At 49.9% G+C, this 17,386-nt stretch carries 21 protein-coding genes; 3 read left to right on the top strand and 18 right to left on the bottom strand.

From position 1 onward, the window contains the following. Positions 1 to 796 precede the first annotated feature (796 nt). The 3 genes from ACFI6J_RS18170 to ACFI6J_RS18180 all read left to right on the top strand — a co-directional run bounded on the left by ACFI6J_RS18170 (position 797) and on the right by ACFI6J_RS18180 (position 2,766). A complete protein-coding gene (locus ACFI6J_RS18170; RefSeq protein WP_020745498.1) occupies positions 797 to 1,216 on the top strand; it encodes a hypothetical protein in 420 nt (139 codons plus the stop codon). A 313-nt stretch (positions 1,217 to 1,529) separates the two neighbouring features. Next, positions 1,530 to 2,111, top strand: coding sequence for a HupE/UreJ family protein (locus tag ACFI6J_RS18175; RefSeq protein WP_105933846.1), 582 nt, complete (start codon positions 1,530 to 1,532; stop codon positions 2,109 to 2,111). Positions 2,112 to 2,367: 256 nt separating this feature from the next. Continuing rightward, the gene (locus ACFI6J_RS18180; protein ID WP_146129513.1) at positions 2,368 to 2,766 is read left to right on the top strand and encodes a hypothetical protein; all 399 of its coding nucleotides are present in this window, start codon (positions 2,368 to 2,370) and stop codon (positions 2,764 to 2,766) included. 18 nt (positions 2,767 to 2,784) lie between these two features. Here the strand turns inward: ACFI6J_RS18180 and hypE are convergent, their stop codons facing one another. From hypE to ACFI6J_RS18270, 18 genes are all read right to left on the bottom strand, one after another. After that, the gene (hypE, locus tag ACFI6J_RS18185) at positions 2,785 to 3,831 is read right to left on the bottom strand and encodes a hydrogenase expression/formation protein HypE (protein WP_020745495.1); all 1,047 of its coding nucleotides are present in this window, start codon (positions 3,829 to 3,831) and stop codon (positions 2,785 to 2,787) included. Positions 3,832 to 3,848: 17 nt separating this feature from the next. Further along, the gene (hypD, locus tag ACFI6J_RS18190) at positions 3,849 to 4,976 is read right to left on the bottom strand and encodes a hydrogenase formation protein HypD (protein WP_020745494.1); all 1,128 of its coding nucleotides are present in this window, start codon (positions 4,974 to 4,976) and stop codon (positions 3,849 to 3,851) included. Continuing rightward, positions 4,976 to 5,680, bottom strand: a complete 705-nt coding sequence (locus ACFI6J_RS18195; RefSeq protein ID WP_020745493.1) for a D-sedoheptulose-7-phosphate isomerase — start codon at positions 5,678 to 5,680, stop codon at positions 4,976 to 4,978. The genes hypD and ACFI6J_RS18195 overlap by 1 nt, the downstream gene beginning before the upstream one ends. Before the next feature lie 5 nt (positions 5,681 to 5,685). Next, positions 5,686 to 6,021, bottom strand: coding sequence for a HypC/HybG/HupF family hydrogenase formation chaperone (locus ACFI6J_RS18200; protein ID WP_232230546.1), 336 nt, complete (start codon positions 6,019 to 6,021; stop codon positions 5,686 to 5,688). Beyond that, on the bottom strand, positions 5,981 to 7,456 hold the full coding sequence (locus tag ACFI6J_RS18205; RefSeq protein WP_020745491.1) for a sigma-54-dependent transcriptional regulator: 1,476 nt from the start codon (positions 7,454 to 7,456) through the stop codon (positions 5,981 to 5,983). Before ACFI6J_RS18205 ends, ACFI6J_RS18200 begins: the two co-directional genes overlap by 41 nt. Then, a complete protein-coding gene (gene hypB / locus ACFI6J_RS18210) occupies positions 7,456 to 8,478 on the bottom strand; it encodes a hydrogenase nickel incorporation protein HypB (RefSeq protein WP_071978383.1) in 1,023 nt (340 codons plus the stop codon). The genes ACFI6J_RS18205 and hypB overlap by 1 nt, the downstream gene beginning before the upstream one ends. 2 nt (positions 8,479 to 8,480) lie before the next feature. Continuing rightward, entirely contained in the window at positions 8,481 to 8,822 is a 342-nt protein-coding gene (hypA, locus tag ACFI6J_RS18215) for a hydrogenase maturation nickel metallochaperone HypA (protein WP_020745489.1), read from the bottom strand. Beyond that, positions 8,815 to 9,963, bottom strand: coding sequence for a nickel-dependent hydrogenase large subunit (locus ACFI6J_RS18220; protein WP_105933848.1), 1,149 nt, complete (start codon positions 9,961 to 9,963; stop codon positions 8,815 to 8,817). The genes hypA and ACFI6J_RS18220 overlap by 8 nt, the downstream gene beginning before the upstream one ends. Then, on the bottom strand, positions 9,960 to 10,532 hold the full coding sequence (hybE, locus tag ACFI6J_RS18225; RefSeq protein WP_071978381.1) for a [NiFe]-hydrogenase assembly chaperone HybE: 573 nt from the start codon (positions 10,530 to 10,532) through the stop codon (positions 9,960 to 9,962). Before hybE ends, ACFI6J_RS18220 begins: the two co-directional genes overlap by 4 nt. A 2-nt stretch (positions 10,533 to 10,534) precedes the next feature. Continuing rightward, on the bottom strand, positions 10,535 to 10,756 hold the full coding sequence (locus ACFI6J_RS18230; protein WP_071978380.1) for a rubredoxin: 222 nt from the start codon (positions 10,754 to 10,756) through the stop codon (positions 10,535 to 10,537). A gap of 9 nt (positions 10,757 to 10,765) precedes the next feature. Further along, positions 10,766 to 11,629 carry a hydrogenase expression/formation protein gene (locus ACFI6J_RS18235; protein ID WP_071978379.1) on the bottom strand — a complete coding sequence of 288 codons (864 nt, stop codon included), beginning with the start codon at positions 11,627 to 11,629 and terminating at the stop codon, positions 10,766 to 10,768. 9 nt (positions 11,630 to 11,638) lie between these two features. After that, positions 11,639 to 12,070: a thioredoxin domain-containing protein gene (locus ACFI6J_RS18240; RefSeq protein ID WP_020745484.1), complete on the bottom strand. Its 432-nt coding sequence runs from the start codon at positions 12,068 to 12,070 to the stop codon at positions 11,639 to 11,641. Between the two features lie 19 nt (positions 12,071 to 12,089). Further along, positions 12,090 to 12,386 (bottom strand): HypC/HybG/HupF family hydrogenase formation chaperone, encoded by a 297-nt coding sequence (locus ACFI6J_RS18245; RefSeq protein ID WP_319003253.1) that lies wholly within the window; start codon positions 12,384 to 12,386, stop codon positions 12,090 to 12,092. 11 nt (positions 12,387 to 12,397) lie between these two features. Further along, the gene (locus ACFI6J_RS18250; protein ID WP_020745482.1) at positions 12,398 to 13,036 is read right to left on the bottom strand and encodes a HyaD/HybD family hydrogenase maturation endopeptidase; all 639 of its coding nucleotides are present in this window, start codon (positions 13,034 to 13,036) and stop codon (positions 12,398 to 12,400) included. A gap of 186 nt (positions 13,037 to 13,222) precedes the next feature. After that, on the bottom strand, positions 13,223 to 13,549 hold the full coding sequence (locus tag ACFI6J_RS18255; protein ID WP_462586317.1) for a HigA family addiction module antitoxin: 327 nt from the start codon (positions 13,547 to 13,549) through the stop codon (positions 13,223 to 13,225). 66 nt (positions 13,550 to 13,615) lie between these two features. After that, a complete protein-coding gene (gene cybH / locus ACFI6J_RS18260; protein WP_071978378.1) occupies positions 13,616 to 14,374 on the bottom strand; it encodes a Ni/Fe-hydrogenase, b-type cytochrome subunit in 759 nt (252 codons plus the stop codon). Between the two features lie 35 nt (positions 14,375 to 14,409). Beyond that, positions 14,410 to 16,218, bottom strand: a complete 1,809-nt coding sequence (locus ACFI6J_RS18265) for a nickel-dependent hydrogenase large subunit (protein WP_020745479.1) — start codon at positions 16,216 to 16,218, stop codon at positions 14,410 to 14,412. Next, positions 16,218 to 17,294 carry a hydrogenase small subunit gene (locus ACFI6J_RS18270; RefSeq protein ID WP_020745478.1) on the bottom strand — a complete coding sequence of 359 codons (1,077 nt, stop codon included), beginning with the start codon at positions 17,292 to 17,294 and terminating at the stop codon, positions 16,218 to 16,220. The genes ACFI6J_RS18265 and ACFI6J_RS18270 overlap by 1 nt, the downstream gene beginning before the upstream one ends. Positions 17,295 to 17,386 lie beyond the last annotated feature (92 nt).

The following is a 17,386-nucleotide window of genomic DNA, read 5'->3' on the forward strand; positions in this document are numbered from 1 at the left end:
CACCACCACAGTGAGTCGAACAGTGCTAAAGCACTACGCGCCATGCCCGGCGCACCACCATAAAAAAACGATGACCGAAGTCATCGTTTTCTCTGAATTTTGAGTTTCCTTCTCAGCGATCCCTTGCGACTAAAATCTTCCCGATTAAAATCCGTATACGCCCCTTTCCTTCTTTTCTCACATCATCCTGCGTGAGCTGTTCTTCCTGAACAGATCCCTTTCCATTATTCCTATATAAGCTGTACATCCTGCTACAGCATTCTCCATCCCGGAGTTGTCCTTTTAGGCCTTCCCGACCGGTCCTTTATCCTTAAACAGAGTTCCTTACCCTGTCTTACTCATCCTGAGCAATCCCAAGTTCGTCCGTGTGTCTTCCTGACTCGTCGTGTTTCCTTGTGACACGTTCATAGTACGCTTATAACTAAAGAACGCTAATCCACTGTCGGATATTTTTGCGTCAACTTTGCCGGCCAAAGCTGACAAAAATAAATTTAATTCATATTTTTCATTACGTTAAAAATGAAGCGACGTTTTTAGCACAGACAAGCATCCACCATATCTCACAGCTTTGTAAGATATTTCGTACAAGAAGAAAGGGAAATCGTCTTATCCTTTTGGCTAAGTTCCAAACATCGAAAATTTGCGTACTCAAAGAAACAGTCGGGGAGCTTTATAATCTGGGATTAAAAGATTGCATAGTCTGTCTGCAATTCGGTATAAGTATAGCTAAGTGTTGCAGTAGCGCCAGAGCAGGCCACTATTAACCCGCAGCCATGTATGAAAACGGACTTTATAAATGACCTCAGCCCATCCCCTCAATAAAGCAAAATTAGTGCATGGTATCCTGGCCGCTTTAAGTGTGGGCTTAATACTCTGGGTAGTGAGACAAGAAGTCAATCTGTTGCTGATGCTTGGTGTTTTTAACCTGGTTTGGATAGTGCAGTGGTACAAAACCATGCCCGACGCCACGGTAAAGGATCCGGTAAAGTATGTAACGTTTAACAACGGTCATATTCAGTTTGGCTCAACCTCAATTACGCTCCACAAAGTGACACGGGTGGCGTTAGAAACCACAAGGGAACATTGCTATTTTTCCCTCCCCTATAATCCAACAACACCGGGAAATCCGCCGGGCTTTGTTTTTCCCGCCAGCAAAGCAGTGGAGTTTAAACGCTATCTTCAGACAGAACTTGGTGATATTCATTTTATCCATTAGTGAGCTGCACCGTTAATAGATAAGTAATAACAGTCCTTTACGCTGCGCACAGGAAGTTGCCAATTGCCTGCTAACTGGCAAGCAAGTTACCAGTCACCCTGCTTTCGCTCGTTCGACACAAAAACAACAAAACAATTTAACTTCATAGACTTACGATAGTTTAATCGGTAAATTTTAGTTTGGCACCCGTTTTGCTAAATGTTGTTAATTAAAGAAATGCTAAAGCAGTAGCCATTACAATAAAGTTGTTGTTAAACATCTATACAGGCAACAACACATTAATAACTGTTCGATTTCGCAGTAAGGTAAAAACATGACACGTACACAAAAAATATCCAGCGGCCTTCTACTCACACTTGCTACCACCGCACCGGCCTTTGCGCATACCGGTCACGAGACGGTTCAGAATGCTTTTTTGGCTGGTTTGTCGCACCCCCTGATGGGTATTGATCACCTTATTGCCATGGTAGCAATGGGCTACTGGGCGTCAGGTTTTGCAGGTAAACAATGCAAGGCCATGCTTGCCGCATTTTTTGCATTATTGATTGGTGGTTTTTCATTAGGCTTAGCAGGTTTCAGCTTTTCGTTTATGGAAACGGGCATCGTCCTGACATCTGTAATCACCGGCTTACTTATTGCCACTCGTAAGAACGTAACTCAGGGCCTGGCGGTTAGCCTGGCTGCCTGTTTTGCAATGTTTCACGGTTTTGCCCATGGTCTCGAGACCGCCGGCTCCGTCCCTTATCTGTTTGCTTCAGGTTTCCTCGTTACCAGCGCCACACTGGTAGCGGCGGGCTTTGCTGTGTCGAAACTGGTCTCGCGTAGCATCCCTTCTGCAAACAGAGTTATTGGGCTGGTAATTGCAATGATGGGAGTATCGTTGTTTTCAATTTAGGTGACCCACACCAACTATTGAATGCCATGGGCGGGAGCCGATCTTAGGGTCGGCTCCTTTTTTGCGTTATTAACACCGATGGCTTCATATAATGTTGCGCTAACACATTATAAGCCAGCACAACCTTCACTAACTCAATTGCATATTACCGGAATGTTACCGTAAGCTATTAAGATTAAATAATATGTAAGGCATTCAGGGATGAGTGAGTCAGCTTTTTACTGTAAGCCCTTTCAAACCGTCTTGCGGTGCTGATATGAAAACAGAAAAAGAAATTCTCGCTGAATTTACAGCCCTTGTTTTTGAAAAGGGACAGCCATCAGCCATGGATATTTTTACCAAACAGAATCTGTTAAAAGGATCTTTAACTTCTGTAAGGCTGGCAGCTAACGACGCATTAGAACTGTCTGCTTTAATGCGCCAGGATGAACAGAACAAGTTGAATCTTAAAATGAAGGAGAGCGGTTTACCTTCTCTCACTACGATGCATAATAAGGCATTCAGAAACTTTCTTAAGATTGCCAATCGGGGCATCATCAAAAAAGAACAAGAGTACCAGCTGGTGCGCTCTGTATCAGAAACAACTATTTTAAGTTTGGAACAACAGTCCATTGCTTATAAATTGTTGGAGAGCTACGAACAAACGCACAGCTAACAAAAAATTATGTAAGCGCTAGCAGATCCGCGGCAGTTGCTCACCCACCAGCATATCCAGAATGCGCTCTCCGCCAAAGTGAGTTTTCACCAGCACGCGGTTATAGTTCGATTCAATGACTTCACCAATAATAGCTGAATCTTTACCGGCCGGGTGATTACGCATCGCCTCAAGCACCGCCTCAGCTTTATCGGCCGGGACTGCCGCAACGAGTTTACCTTCATTAGCAAAATACAGTGCATCGAGCCCCAGGATCTCGCAGACACCGCGCACGGTATCTCTTACCGGGATATGTTCTTCCTGCAAACGAATACTGACGGCGGATGACTCAGCGAATTCACATAAAACCGTAGCCACACCGCCCCGGGAGGCATCACGAATAGCGTGCACATCCGGACACGCTTTCAACATGGTTTGGACTAACTCATTTAACGCCTGGCAGTCGGTTTCCAGCGTCACATCGAGCGCCAGATCACCGCGGGCATTAAGTATTGCCGCGCCATGATCGCCTATCAGGCCATTAACAATAATTTTGTCGCCTACCCGGCAGTTAGACGCTGAAATATCAACGCCTTCAGGGATCACCCCTATGCCACTGGTATTGATAAAAATTTTATCGCCTTTGCCTTTCGGTACCACTTTGGTGTCGCCGGTGACGATGGTCACTCCGGCCTTATCAGCGGCGGCTTTCATTGACGCAACCACACGCCGCAGGAGCTCAACATCGAGCCCTTCTTCTAAAATCATACCGCAAGACAAATACTTTGGGATCGCGCCAGACACAGCAATATCATTTACCGTCCCGTTCACCGCCAGCGAGCCAATATCGCCGCCCGGAAATTCTACAGGGTCTACCACGTAAGAATCGGTGGTAAACGCCAATTGTGCGCCACTTTGCATTAGTTCAGCCAATTCAAACCGAGCCTGATCTTCCAGTTGCTCCAGGTCGGGATTAGCGAAGGTCCCCACAAATACATCTTCAATCAGATCGCGCATGGCCTTGCCGCCTGCGCCATGAGCCATGGTGATGGTTTTGGCCCGCAGGGTCCGTTTAGGTTTATTCATACTGCTTACTCGGTTAGTTAAACGGCTTGTTTTACGTCGATTTTGCCATAGCTGTAGTAGGCGGAACAGGCGCCCTCAGTCGATACCATCAACGCGCCAATAGGTGTTTCGGGGTTGCACTGCTCGCCAAACAATTTGCACTCCCAGGGCTTGAGAACCCCCTTGAGCACTTCGCCACACTGGCAGGCTTTAGGATCGGCCACGTGGGCAGGCTCTACGGCAAATAAGCGTTCAGCATCAAATCGGGCGTATTTTTCACGAATGCGCACCCCTGAATGGTCGATTGACCCCAGGCCCCGCCACTCAAAAAATTCGCGCAGCTCGAACACTTCACCAACGGCTTTCAGGGCGTTATTGTTACCCTGCTCGGGAACAATTCGTTTGTACTGATTTTCCACCAGCGCCTTGCCATCACGGATTTGCTCTACCACCATCAGCATGGACTGCAGAATATCCAGCGGCTCAAAACCGGCAATCACCAGCGGGCGTTTATAATGACTGGCAATAAAATCATAAGGCGCTTTACCAATCACCATCGATACATGACCGGGCCCTAAAAAGCCATCGATAACCATATCTGGTGAATCCAGAATCGCCTTGATGGTAGGAATGATGGTGATGTGGTTGCAGAACAGCGAGAAGTTTGTGATGCCTTCCCTATCCGCCTGTAGTAGCGTTAATGCCGTACTCGGCATAGTGGTTTCGAAACCCAACCCAAAAAACACCACGTTTTTATGCGGATTTTTACGGGCAATATCCAGTGCATCCATGGGGGAATAAACCATACGTACATCACAGCCATCAGAATTGGCCTGTTGCAGGCTTTTTTTCGAGCCTGGCACACGCATGGCATCACCAAAAGTGGTAAATATCACATCAGGTTGTTCAGCAATGGCAACGCAGTCGTCTACTCTTCCCATCGGCAGCACACAAACCGGGCAGCCAGGCCCATGTACCATTTCAATCTTATCGGGTAACAATTCTTCCAGTCCGTAGCGAAAAATAGAGTGCGTATGGCCTCCGCATACTTCCATTATTTGTAACGGGCGTTGGGCGGTGGTGGGGATTTCCTCTACCACGGCATGGATGCGTTCAAGCACTCGCCGGGCCATTTGAGGATCGCGAAACTCATCGACAAACTTCATTATTTCTTCTCCTGAGACAACCGGTTGTCAGCCAGCAGGCTGTGCACCAGATCCCATAAAATGTGATAGCAGGCCAGGTGACATTCCTGAATGCGGTGAATACTGTCGCTGGGTACGGTAATACAATCATCGGTGAGTTGTTGTCGTTGCAGCTCTCCACCGGTTCGGCCGGTAAAGGCAATCACGCTCAGATCCATGGCCCGGGCTTTTTTGCAGGCTTCGATTAAGTTGGCTGAGTTGCCACTGGTGGAGAACACCACCAGCGTATCACCGGGGCTGGCCAGCGCGGATAACTGCCGGGTGATGACATGTTCGGTACCCACATCATTACTCACTGCCGTCATCATCGCGGTATCCTGAGATAAGTTGATAGCTGGCAGCGCTTTGCGACCGGTAGTAACCGGGTGCATAAACTCTACAGCCAGATGCGCGGCATCACAGGAAGAACCGCCATTGCCTGCGGTTAACAATTTTCCCTGTTGTGCATAACTGTCCGCAATGCGTTTTGCAGCAGCCAGCAAGGTCTTGCTGTGGCGCTCAAAAAAAGCCTGCTTCACGGCGATACTGTCACGCGCTTTAGCCTGAACAGAGGCAACCAGGGCACTATCTAACTCGTCGTTATCATTAGGGTTAACAGCCGGAGCCTGGCCGGTAAAGGGGTACAATGCCGACAGAACTGACTGGTTATCGGTAGGCTCGCTCATCACCGTTATCCCTGCGCACCCTGCTGCATGGCGTCGAGTTCTTCCTGTAACTCACCAATCTCAGCAAGAATCTCCAGCGTTCGCCGGGCTTCTTCCTCATCGATAATGCTCATGGCAAAGCCCACATGCACCAGCGCCCAGCTACCCACTAAAGTTTGCAGGTTACCATCAGCAGGCACCACACAACTTAAGTTAGCTTCGCGTTTTACACCGGAAACCTGAACAATGCCGGTTTGCATGGCCTCATCGCTGATCGCGACAATCTGGCCGGGGATCCCTAAACACATACTGATATTCCCCTTAATGCTGTTTACTGGTTTCTGAGTCGCCGGATTTCTCAAGCTCGTAGCGTTCCAGCTTGGAACGCAATCCTACCCGCGATAAACCCAGTTCCAGTGACGCGCTGCTTTTATTCCAGCGATGGCGGATCAACGTCTCGCGCAGAATGCGTTTTTCCAGCAGCTCAACCTTTTCTTTTAGCGTGCCTTCAAGGCCAGCAAACATATCAATGTCTTCATCCTCTCCGCCAGGCGCCGCTCTTAAGACCCGCGGATTGAGCAGGTCTGCAGTTAGCCATTCGCCTTCACACATTACCAGCATGCGGCGTACCTCATTTTGTAATTCACGCACGTTACCCGGCCAGCTGTACCGTTTCATACAGGCGATGGCTTCTTCACTAAAACCTTTTACCGGCTTGTCGAATTGATGCATGGCGGTTTGTAAAAAGCTGTTTGCCAGTACCGGAATATCTATCGTACGGCGAGACAATGCCGGCAGCTCCAGGGTGACTTCGGCTAAACGAAAATACAGATCCTGCCTAAACCGGCCGGCGCGCACTTCTTCTTCGAGGTCTCGGTTGGTTGAAGCCACTACCCGCACATTGACCTTGCGGCGCTGTTGCTCGCCGAGGCGGCGAATTTCACGCTCTTGCAGAACCCGCAACAATTTAACCTGAAATGCCGGGCTGATCTCACCAATCTCATCCAGAAAAATAGTGCCGCCATCAGCCTGTTCAAACAGACCCACATGGTCGGTAATCGCGCCGGTAAACGATCCTTTTTTGTGGCCAAACAATTCAGATGCCAACAGTTCATCGGGCATGGCACCGCAGTTTTCTACCACAAACGGCCGGTCTGAACGCAAGCTGTTGTAATGCAGCGCCCTGGCAAAGAGTTCCTTACCCGCACCAGATGGGCCGGTGATCAGCACCGAGACATCATAAGGCGCAATTTTGCTGACCTGGTCACAGATTTTATTCAGCGGGCTTTGCGCATGGCGTTTTATCTCTTCAAGCTGAAAGCTATTACGCAGATGGGCTTTTTTCTCACTAACCTGCTGCTCGGCCTGCTCTTCGGTAAGACGCATCTCCATATTCAGCAGTGCATTCTCACTTTGTAAGGCGCACATCCGGCACGCACTGCGGATAATCATTAGCAGACTTTCCGGGTGCCAGGGTTTGGTGATGTACTGCAAAATACCTGCTTCGTTGAGGCCTTTGATAATGTCTTCTGAGTCGGTATAGCCAGACAAAATAAGCCGGGCGACCTGAGGCCAGCGATCCCGCACTTCGGTTAGCAATTCCACACCGGTACGATCCGGCATGCGCTGATCGCACAGGATCACCTGCACGTCATGGCTTCTCAGTAATTCCAGCGCCAGGTCGGCGCTATTGGCAGTTAATACGTCAAACTCTTCATCCAGAGTTCGCTCAAGAGTTTCAAGCGAACGGACTTCATCATCAACGCATAACAGAATAGGACGTTGAGATGTGGTCATTATAAGATTGCCTTAAACTGCTCTACCTGTTGTTGCAAAAGATAAATACGCGATTCAATGATGGCTGCCCGTTTGGTGTTGATCCAATCAAGCCACTCCTGCATGCCCTCGCCGCTTTTGGCTGACAGCTGAATAATACGGATTTCCGGATTGACCCGTTTGGCGTACTCAATGCATTTCTCGACATCAAAATCCAGATACGGCAGCAGGTCAGTTTTATTCAGGATCATCAATTCTGAAGCATGGAACATATCCGGATACTTCAGCGGTTTGTCTTCGCCTTCGGTGACCGAAAGAATCGACACTTTTGCCGCCTCGCCCAAATCAAACGAGGCCGGGCAAACCAGGTTACCGACATTCTCGATAAACAGCACGCCGCCGGTCATCCCGGAAAAGTTCTCCATGGCATGACCGACCATGTGCGCATCGAGGTGGCAACCTTTGCCGGTATTGATCTGAATAGCCTGAACGCCGGTTTCGCGGATGCGGTCTGCGTCATTGGCCGTTTGCTGATCGCCTTCAATTACGCCTACGGTGTAACGGTCTTTAATGCGGTTAATGGTTTCAGTCAGTAAGGTGGTTTTACCTGATCCCGGGCTGGAAACCAGATTGAGCACAAACAACGACTGTTGTTCAAAGCGTACCCGGTTTTGCGCGGCGTACTGGTTATTTTTACCCAGAATATCCTGCTCAATTTGCACCATTCGGCTTTGACTAAGGCCTGCCACATGGGCATGAGCAGGGCCTTTGCCGAAGTGAATGTTATCGCCATCACTTTCAATGCCGCTGTGGTCATGCTGGTCTTCATGACTGTGAGCGTGTGAATGGTCGTGACTATGTCCACCATGATGGTCGCCATGATGGTGATGATGATCATGGTCGTGATGATGATGCCCGTGGGCATGTGAATGATCATGACTATGCCCATGAATATGAGTGTGATCATGGCTATGCCCGTGGGCGTGTCCCTCATGCCCTTCTATTTTAACTTCACCTTCTGAACAACCGCAAACCGTACACATGTTTATGCCACCTCTAGTTCTTTTATTCTCATTTCTTCACCCTGCGTTATCTGTAAGTGATAACTGCCACAAACAGGGCAACTGTCATAGCGTTGCGTGACCGGGACGGTATCCAGACACTGCAAACAGAAGGCTTTTCCCGGCATTTTTATAATGTGCAGGCTGGCGCCTTCGGCCAGACTTCCTCTTATTACTGCATCGAAACAAAACGTTAGTGCGTCGGCTTCGATAGTGGCGAGCGGGCCAATCTCGACCCACACCGCTTTGACTTTTTCAAACGACTGGCTCACGGCCTGTTCTTCTAATACCTGCAGGATCCCTTCTGCAATAGACATCTCATGCATGGACTAACTCCAACTGCCACGACACACAAGGGTCGAGAAGTTTTATCAGGGTTTCCGCCACCGGGGTTACCTGATCCCAGGGTAAATATAGCCCTTCCAGCATGGTTTTGAGACTCCCCTGGGGATGAAAATTCCACTCAGTGGGGGCAATAATCTGGTATTTAGCTACGTGATTACGGTTATCCAGTTCAACTTTATGTAGCAGTGAACCTCTGGCCGTTTCGACTACAGAGCAGCCGCGCACGCCTGTACCCTCAGCCTGACTAAACTGATGCTGGCGGACTATTGATCTGAGCCTCATTGGCGCTGTGGTTATTTCACGGTAAAGCGAGCGCAGGCGACTTTCAATTAAAAATCCCCTGGCTTCAATATTTTGTCGAGCCCAACGGCCAGTCTCGGCCGGTGCTCCGTTAACGGTTGGCTGATGACAAAATTGTTCCGCTTCCGCAGCCTTTAACGATGTCAACACTACCGTCAGCTGTTGCGACTCAGTTAAGTTTAACGTTTTTGCGGCCAGTCCTAACGGGTATTTACCGCAGGCTTTCAACAACTGACATACCTGGGTTGATAATCCCATCGTTGCTAACGAGGATCCTGCCTGGTTGGCCGGTAATAATGGCTTAATAACCTCTTCCAGTTGCCGGGCCAATTGCTCTAGCGCCGGCTGACAACCCGCCTCACCGGATGTTGCCGAAGACAGGGTTAAACTCCAGTCAAGTTGCTTACGGCACTGATTAAACCAGTCCACCACATTACTCATTCTGGATTTATGTTGCGGCGCCCAGTTGGTCACCCAGCTAAACACTTGCTCCCGTAAAGACTCTGCAAATAATAGCGTATCCCGGGCTTGTTTGATGACTAACGTTTCGCTAATGCCAGCGGCGCTCTCTACGGCTCTGAGCGCGGCGATTAACTGCCCCATCCCGCAAATATAAAAGAGCGATGGCATCATCGCCAATACCCGATCAACCGGTTTTTCCCTGAACAGGCGGGTAACGGCAAACGGGCGGGTATTGTTTATCTCAACGGCTTTGATATGGTCACGGTTATAACAAATGGTTACTTGTATGCCGCCGGTAAGCGGATTAGTCGCTGTGTTATGCGCTTTACTTCCGGCAGCCAGTTCTGCAGCAATATTCATGGTCTGCTGTCCTCCCGCCGGGCGAAGTTGCCGGTTAAGAATGCCCGGCGACTCACCTGTGGCGTCTCATCATCGGCCACTTGCTGTGCACTCCCTGCATCACAGTCTTGTGCATCAAGCTCAGCGGCCTGGCGCATTTCGCTATGAACCGTATAGCTTTGATGTCGTTCTGAAGGCGCAACGTTTTCGGCATCAAACAACGCTGCCAACACTTCCTGCGCGGTTTCCATCGCTATGCTCTGTGATGAAAACTCAAACATCGGTGAAAACACCGAGCAGGTGGCAAAATCGCCACATTCTCCGGCATAAGCACGGATAAACTCGTATTGGCCGGAGGGCAATTTCTGACGAAATTTAGCACCAACCTGCTGAACGTTATGATGAGACGCCTCGCCCGGGAGCAACACAATATTCATACACCAGGGCGTAACGATAATGCCCAGCCAATTGTCTTCCCATGACAAAAATTCGGTCGCATCCACTGCGAGCTTATTATTGTATACCGGCAGGCCTGCCATTTTGCGGGCTACCGATTCATAGAAAGCGACAACTGCTGTACCGTTTGACACTGTTAGTCCTCTATCACCATAAACTGATCGCGGTCACCATCACATTCCGGACACCGCCAATGGTCAGGCAGGTCGACAAACGCCGTGCCTGGTGGAATTTGCCAGACCTCATCACCTTCCGCCGGGTCGTAAACATACCAGCATATCTTGCATTCCAGTCTGGCCTGCTTATCTATCCGGCTGGCGTCGCCTAAATAACTGCCTTCAAAACCCTGAAAACTCATTCTGCCTTCCTATACCAGTGCATCGCGAATTTCAGACAGACGGACCGCTGAATCGGCCAGATCCTCGGGGGCGGCGCAAGCCACTGCGGGTATTGCCACAATTTCCAGAGTGTCCAGGATTAGTTGGTCGGTACTGTTGTAATACTGCACTCGCCACAGGCCATCCACCTGAGTCGACGTGATCCGGCAGTTGCCGTATCCGCGGGACAAAATGGTGACACTGCCGGTACCGGTAGTTTCGGTCAGACTGTAGTGGTCTTCAGGCGAAAAAGGTAACAACGACAGGTTTATTACATGCGAAGCCATCCCTGGGTCGCGCTGGTAGTCAACTGAGGTATCCGCAATTTCTATCAATACTGAAGGCGCATTCAGTAGTCCTTCTGGCAGGCTGGCGATTCGGGCGGGTAAATCCACCTTAGTGGCAAATGCCTGGTCTTTCACACATTCGGGGATCTCTGCCACCTCAATAGCTTCTGCAGTCACGTTACCCTGCTCGTCAAAGGTACGTAAACGCCAGATACCGGCCATTACCGTTTCCTGAATTCTGACCGGCTTATCGCCATCGATCAGAACGCTCACCTCGCCTTCACCGAGGATTTGATTAAGCAGGTTTAAGTCTGCCTCTGGTAGCTCAGTAAGCGTCATAATGCTGCTCTGACCGTTTTCGTTGATCTGGCCAAGCATAAGCTGGATATCGGCGAGGATACTCATGGCCTGAGGGCAACGTTCCAGCTCACTTTCTTCCGGAAACGATGGCATATCATAGGTGTTCATTTCCGATGGCATCTTCATGTAATCAAGCACCATGTCGCCTTCTGACTGGCTGCCCGGCCCGATTGGGACATTGACGATGTTTATACTGTTATCACGCATGTTGTTCCCCTATTGTCCGCAACTTTTACTCACCGGATTAAACACTACCGGAATACCGATACCCGGATCAGGGCGGGGCTCCAGCGTCAGAATTCGATTGATTTCGTGTACGTAGTCATCCCAGTTTTGCACTTTGGTAATGGCGTCGAGATACTGGCCATGCTTAAGAAACACCAGTGCCGGCCACGCCATAAAGTTATAACGGCCGCGACAGGCGGTTTGAATATCTTCAGATACCACCGCCGGGGTAAGCTGAGGAAACTGTTTGATCAGCTCTGGCAGGATCACAGCTACATCCAGGCTTTCCGGAAAGCGTTTAGGATCTTCGGTTAAAAACAGTACACTAATTGGTGTCTGCTCTATGAAACCTTCAAAATTATCGTCATCGAGTAAAGGGTAACCTAACTCGTCGATAAGACGATTGATCAGCGGTGAGTTCATAGTGTTCTCTTATCTTGTGTTATTTTAAAAGCGGTTTTAAATGGTCTGGTAGCTCAGGCTCGCGCTCGACCAGATCTTTAAAGCAATCGTCGAGATCAACACTTTGCCCGCACATCACCCGTTCTATAGCGCTGACGGCCTCTTCCACCTGTTGTGCCCGCGCTTCAGTGAGCACTTCCCGGGCAGCGTCTAAAAAGACTAACAACCAATCACCTGGTACTACATCGCCCACCAGCGATATATCAATCCAGCGCTGCTCTGCGCCACGCTGACAGTAAGCCTTGTGGCTGTCGGTGTGAATTACCTGAAACGGCACGCCAATACACATTACTTGGTACTTTCCCCTACAGCACTGCCTATGACACGGCTATCACCGGTACGGCAGGCTGCCTGCTCATCCGGGCGGCCCTGCTCATACTCACTCAGGTTTAACTGACCCGGCGCCAGTGCCTGCGACGTCCCCGCGCTTCGTTGCGCAGAAATACCAAACTGCGTCAGGTAGGCCAGCGCAATGTCGATAGCGGGTTGCACCTGCGCCTTTACTTCTTCGCGCAAACTGCCGCCAAAATCTTCCAGCTCAACCGGCTGACACCCCACCAGCAACAAATCTGCCGGGTAATGACCGGTAAACTCGGCCATGGCTAACACTTCCTGAAAACCGGTCTGATGCAGACTCATCTGTTTAGCGCCCATAAATTTAGGCACTTCGTCGTTATAGATGGTTTTTAAGGTGCCTGGTGCAAGGCCGTAATCAATAGCGTCGAACACCACCAGCACATCGGCTTCCTGAACATGCTGTACCAGATAAATGCCCTGGGTACCGCCATCCATGATCTTTACGTTTTCGCCAAACTCGTAATTCTGGTTGAGCGCCTCAACACAGCGAACACCAAACCCCTCATCGGCCCATAACACATTGCCAATGCCCAAAATAAGTATTTGCTTTTCATTCAATCGACTTTGCACGGTGTAAAACTCAAACTCTCTGGCGCTTGCGCTAATTACATTTTATTTACATACATCAAGTTGCATGCCAACTTAGTAAAAAATCAGGAATCACCGTATGGCGGGGTGTCACGGGGGGCGTTACAAGTAACCACAATAATATAAAGGATATAGATATAACAACACTATTCACCAATTGGAAAGTTACTAACCACCCTCTTTAACAAATCGGCGGCTGGCATCGTACAGCTCCCAAAGCTGTTGTTTTTCCAACCAAAACATCGGCGTAGTCTGAAAGTGTCGGGCCAGTCTGATAGCGGTATCGGCAGAGATCGCACGTTGGCCTTTGATAATTTCGTGTACACGTCGGCGGGATATGCCTAACAGTCGCGCCAGCTCAGACTGGCTGATATGCAGCGGTTTAAGATAACAACGCTCAAGAAATATACCGGGATGTTCAGGCTTGCGACTACTCAGGCAGTGGCTGCGAACATTGAGATTGAAGGCTGTCATCCGGTTGCTCAGAATAGTCATTAAAATGGGTTAAAGAAAAAGGGACGCAGGCGGGGTCAACAATTGCCTGCATCCCTCTGAGGAGCCTCAATCCGGCTTATCGTCCTTAAACATCCGCCAGCCGCTGATCATGGTGGAGATCAGACTTTGACGTGACATGATGTCTTCACGAATTGCCACATAGACATGGATCATAATAAAAGTGATCAGATACCACATGCCCAGGCGATGCCAGGTATGCACATCCTGACTCTGGCCAAACAGCGGGATCACCCAGCCAAACAACGTATCCTGCCAGCTTCCCTGCCCGGCACCTTCACTGTAAAGCGCAAAGCCTGTGAAGATCATAAAGATCATGCCGAGGATGAAGAAAAAGAACATGCCCAGTTGTGCCAGCGGGTTGTGACCGATGTACTTCTTGGGCGTCTTTTCCATAAACAGGTACCAGCGTACCTCGTGCCATACCTCTTTCCACCAGGCTTTCACAAAAAACTTGGGGAAGAACAGTTCACGGGAATGATGGTTCCCTACCAGTGCCCAGTACAACCGGCCGATAAAGCCCACGGTTACCACGTAAGCCGCGGCAAAGTGGGCAAAGCGAATGTAACCCATCAGGAAATTATCGCTGGCTTCCCCCGGTAAAGTGGGTAAAGGCTGACCGATAAAATACCCCGTCACGCACAGCGTGATGATGGAAAACACGGTTATCCAGTGCCATAAGCGCACTGGCGCCTCATAAACATAGACCGCGGTTTGACGGCGGGTGATAACCTTCTCATCACCACTGTGATGGTTATCCGTAAGCTGACTTCTCTCAACAGCTTTGCTTTTCACTGACGTAGACATAATTGAGTCTCCAGAGAGAGCAACAGAGTGCTCTCTTAACGAATTTTCACTTTAGTCAGTTCCTGACCGTCTTCACTCATTACGTGTGTGGAACAGGCCAGACACGGGTCAAAGCTGTGTAAAGTTCGCAGGATTTCAACCGGCTCATCAGGGCGCTCCATGGGCGTATTAAGCAATGACGCTTCAAACGCACCGATATTGCCTTCTGAATCACGTGGAGAACCATTCCAGGTAGTCGGTACCACTGCCTGATAGTTTTCAATTTTACCGTCTTTAATCTTAATCCAGTGACCCAGTGCACCGCGCGGCGCCTCGTTGGTGCCCACACCCTTGGCTTCTTTCGGCCAGGTTTTTGGATCCCATTTTTCCACATTGGCGGTAGAGGTATCACCGTTTTTAATGTTATTGACCAACTGATGCCAGTCATCCAGCATAGAGTCGACACACAGCTCAGAATCCAGTGCTCGCGCCAGGGTTCGGCCCAGCGTTGAAGGCAGGAACTGTTTTAAACCGAGGTCCATACCAGTGGCCTGGTTAAACGCCGACAGTGAGCGGTCAACTTGTTCCTGAACGTACTCTTTGCCAGAAGCATAAGCCACGATGTAGCGAGACAGCGGGCCCACTTCCATGGCATGACCTTTCCAGCGCGGTGATTTAATCCAGCTGTACTTAGCGCTTTCATCAAGCTCTTTAATATTTGTTTTGGTGCCTTTAAAGTTTGGCCCCAGTTCAAATTTCGCTTCTGTTTCACCGTCCCAGGGGTGCAGGCCTTTAGCGCCGTTAGCATACTGATACCAGCTGTGGTCCACGAACTCCTGAATTTCATCCGGATTACGCACATCCACCGGGTGTATCTCATCCCAGTTGCCATTGATAATCGCGCCAGCCGGAATGAGGTCGGTGGATTTATCGCCCGGTACCACTGTGTGCGTACCATAACTCAGCACGTTAGAAGCAGCCAGACCGCCGCCGTACAGCCAGTCTTTATAAAGCGTTGCAATAGCAATCACGTCCGGAATATAAACGTTCTTAATGAAGGCTTCGGCCTCGCGAATACGCTCCAGCACAAAGTTCAGGCTGGTCATATTGACTGGCGCGCCGGATGAGCCGGTACCGTCGAGATTAATCGCACATGGCACACCGCCAACCATAAAGTTAGGGTGTGGGTTCTTACCGCCGAAGATAGTGTGGATCTTAACGATCTCTTTTTGCATATCCAGCGCTTCAAGGTAGTGCGCCACCGCCATCAAATCCGCTTCAGGCGGCAGTTTATAAGCCGGGTTACTCCAGTAACCATTAGCAAATAACCCTAACTGGCCGCTTTCGATAAACTTCTTAATGCGGGTTTGCACGTCGCGGAAATAACCCGGACTGGACAGTGGATGTGACGACGATATTTTCTGCTGTAGGGCAGAGGTAGCTTTCGGATCGGCTTTCAGCGCATTAACCGGGTTCACCCAGTCCAGCGCATGTAGGTGATAAAAGTGCACCACATGATCGTGGATATTCAGGGTCTTATCCATCAGATGCCGAATAAGGTGCGCATTTAACGGAATATCAATGCCCAGCGCATCTTCTACCGCACGCACACTGGTGAGTGCGTGACAACCGGTACACACTCCACAAATACGTTCAACGAATGCCCAGGCATCACGCGGGTCACGGCCTTTTAAAATGACTTCCAGACCTCGCCACATGGTGCCGGTGGATACCGCATTGCGGATAATGTTGTTGTCGTCAACGTTAACCTCGCAGCGCATGTGACCTTCAATACGTGTCACCGGGTCCACCACAATACGGCGGCCAGAACTGTCGAGTAATTTAGAATTTAACGGCGTGTTCATTATTCTTGTTCTCCCTTATGCTGCGCGCGTTTCACCGCACTAACGGCAGCATGGGCAGCAATCGCTGCACCTACACCACCAGCAACGGCAGTGCCTACTTCATCAGCGTTCGATTCGATACCGAACTGGTTAATGTCAGTCAGACGGTCATAGAAGGAACCTTTGTCCCAGAAGCCATCTTCGGAACAGCCGATACAACCGTGGCCGGCCTGAATTGGGAAGGACGTGCCTTCGTTCCAGCGTACGGTTGAACAGGCGTTATAAGTTGTTGGCCCTTTACAACCCACTTTGTAAAGGCAGTAGCCTTTTCGCGCGCCCTCGTCATCCCACTGTTCAACAAACTGACCGGCGTCAAAGTGCGGCCGGCGATAACATTTGTCGTGGATACGCTGGCTGTAAAACATCTTCGGACGTCCCTGACGGTCCAGTTCCGGTACCTTGCCGAAAGTCAGCATATAGGTAATTACGCCGGTCATTACCTCTGCAATGGGCGGACAACCCGGCACTTTAATGATGGGCTTATCTTTTATCACTTTATGAATAGGCACCGCCTGAGTGGGGTTTGGACGAGCGGCCTGAACGCAGCCCCATGAGGCGCATGAACCCCAGGCAATAATGGCCGCCGCGTCTTTGGCGGCATGCTTAAGCTGGTCAAGGAATGGCTTACCACCAACGATACAGAACATGCCGTCTTCATTCAGCGGCGGATTACCTTCTACAGCCAGGATGTACTTACCCTTATACTTCTGCATGGTCTCTTCAAGAATCGCTTCGGCCTGATGGCCTGCTGACGCCATTAACGTATCGTCGTAATCCAGTGAGATCATCGACAGTACAACGTCTTTCACCAAGGGGTGTGCAGAGCGAATAAAGGATTCAGAACAACAGGTACATTCCAGTCCGTGCAGCCACAGCACGGGGGTACGCTCCTTGGTCTCCATGGCATTGGCAATACGCGGTGCAAACGCAGGGCCCAGGCCTAATGCAGCAGCAGTCAGGCTACAATACTTCAGAAAACTGCGACGGGTAATCCCCTGTCGCCGCATGACTTCGTAAAAGGTCTCTAATTGGGACATTCGGTCCTCCGGCAGTGATACCGCTGAAGTTACACTTACCTCAAATTTGCACGGCCAATCGGTCTTGGTTTTTGTTCTGATGTAAGTTGCGT

Source organism: Alteromonas sp. G4i13 (assembly GCF_054960505.1).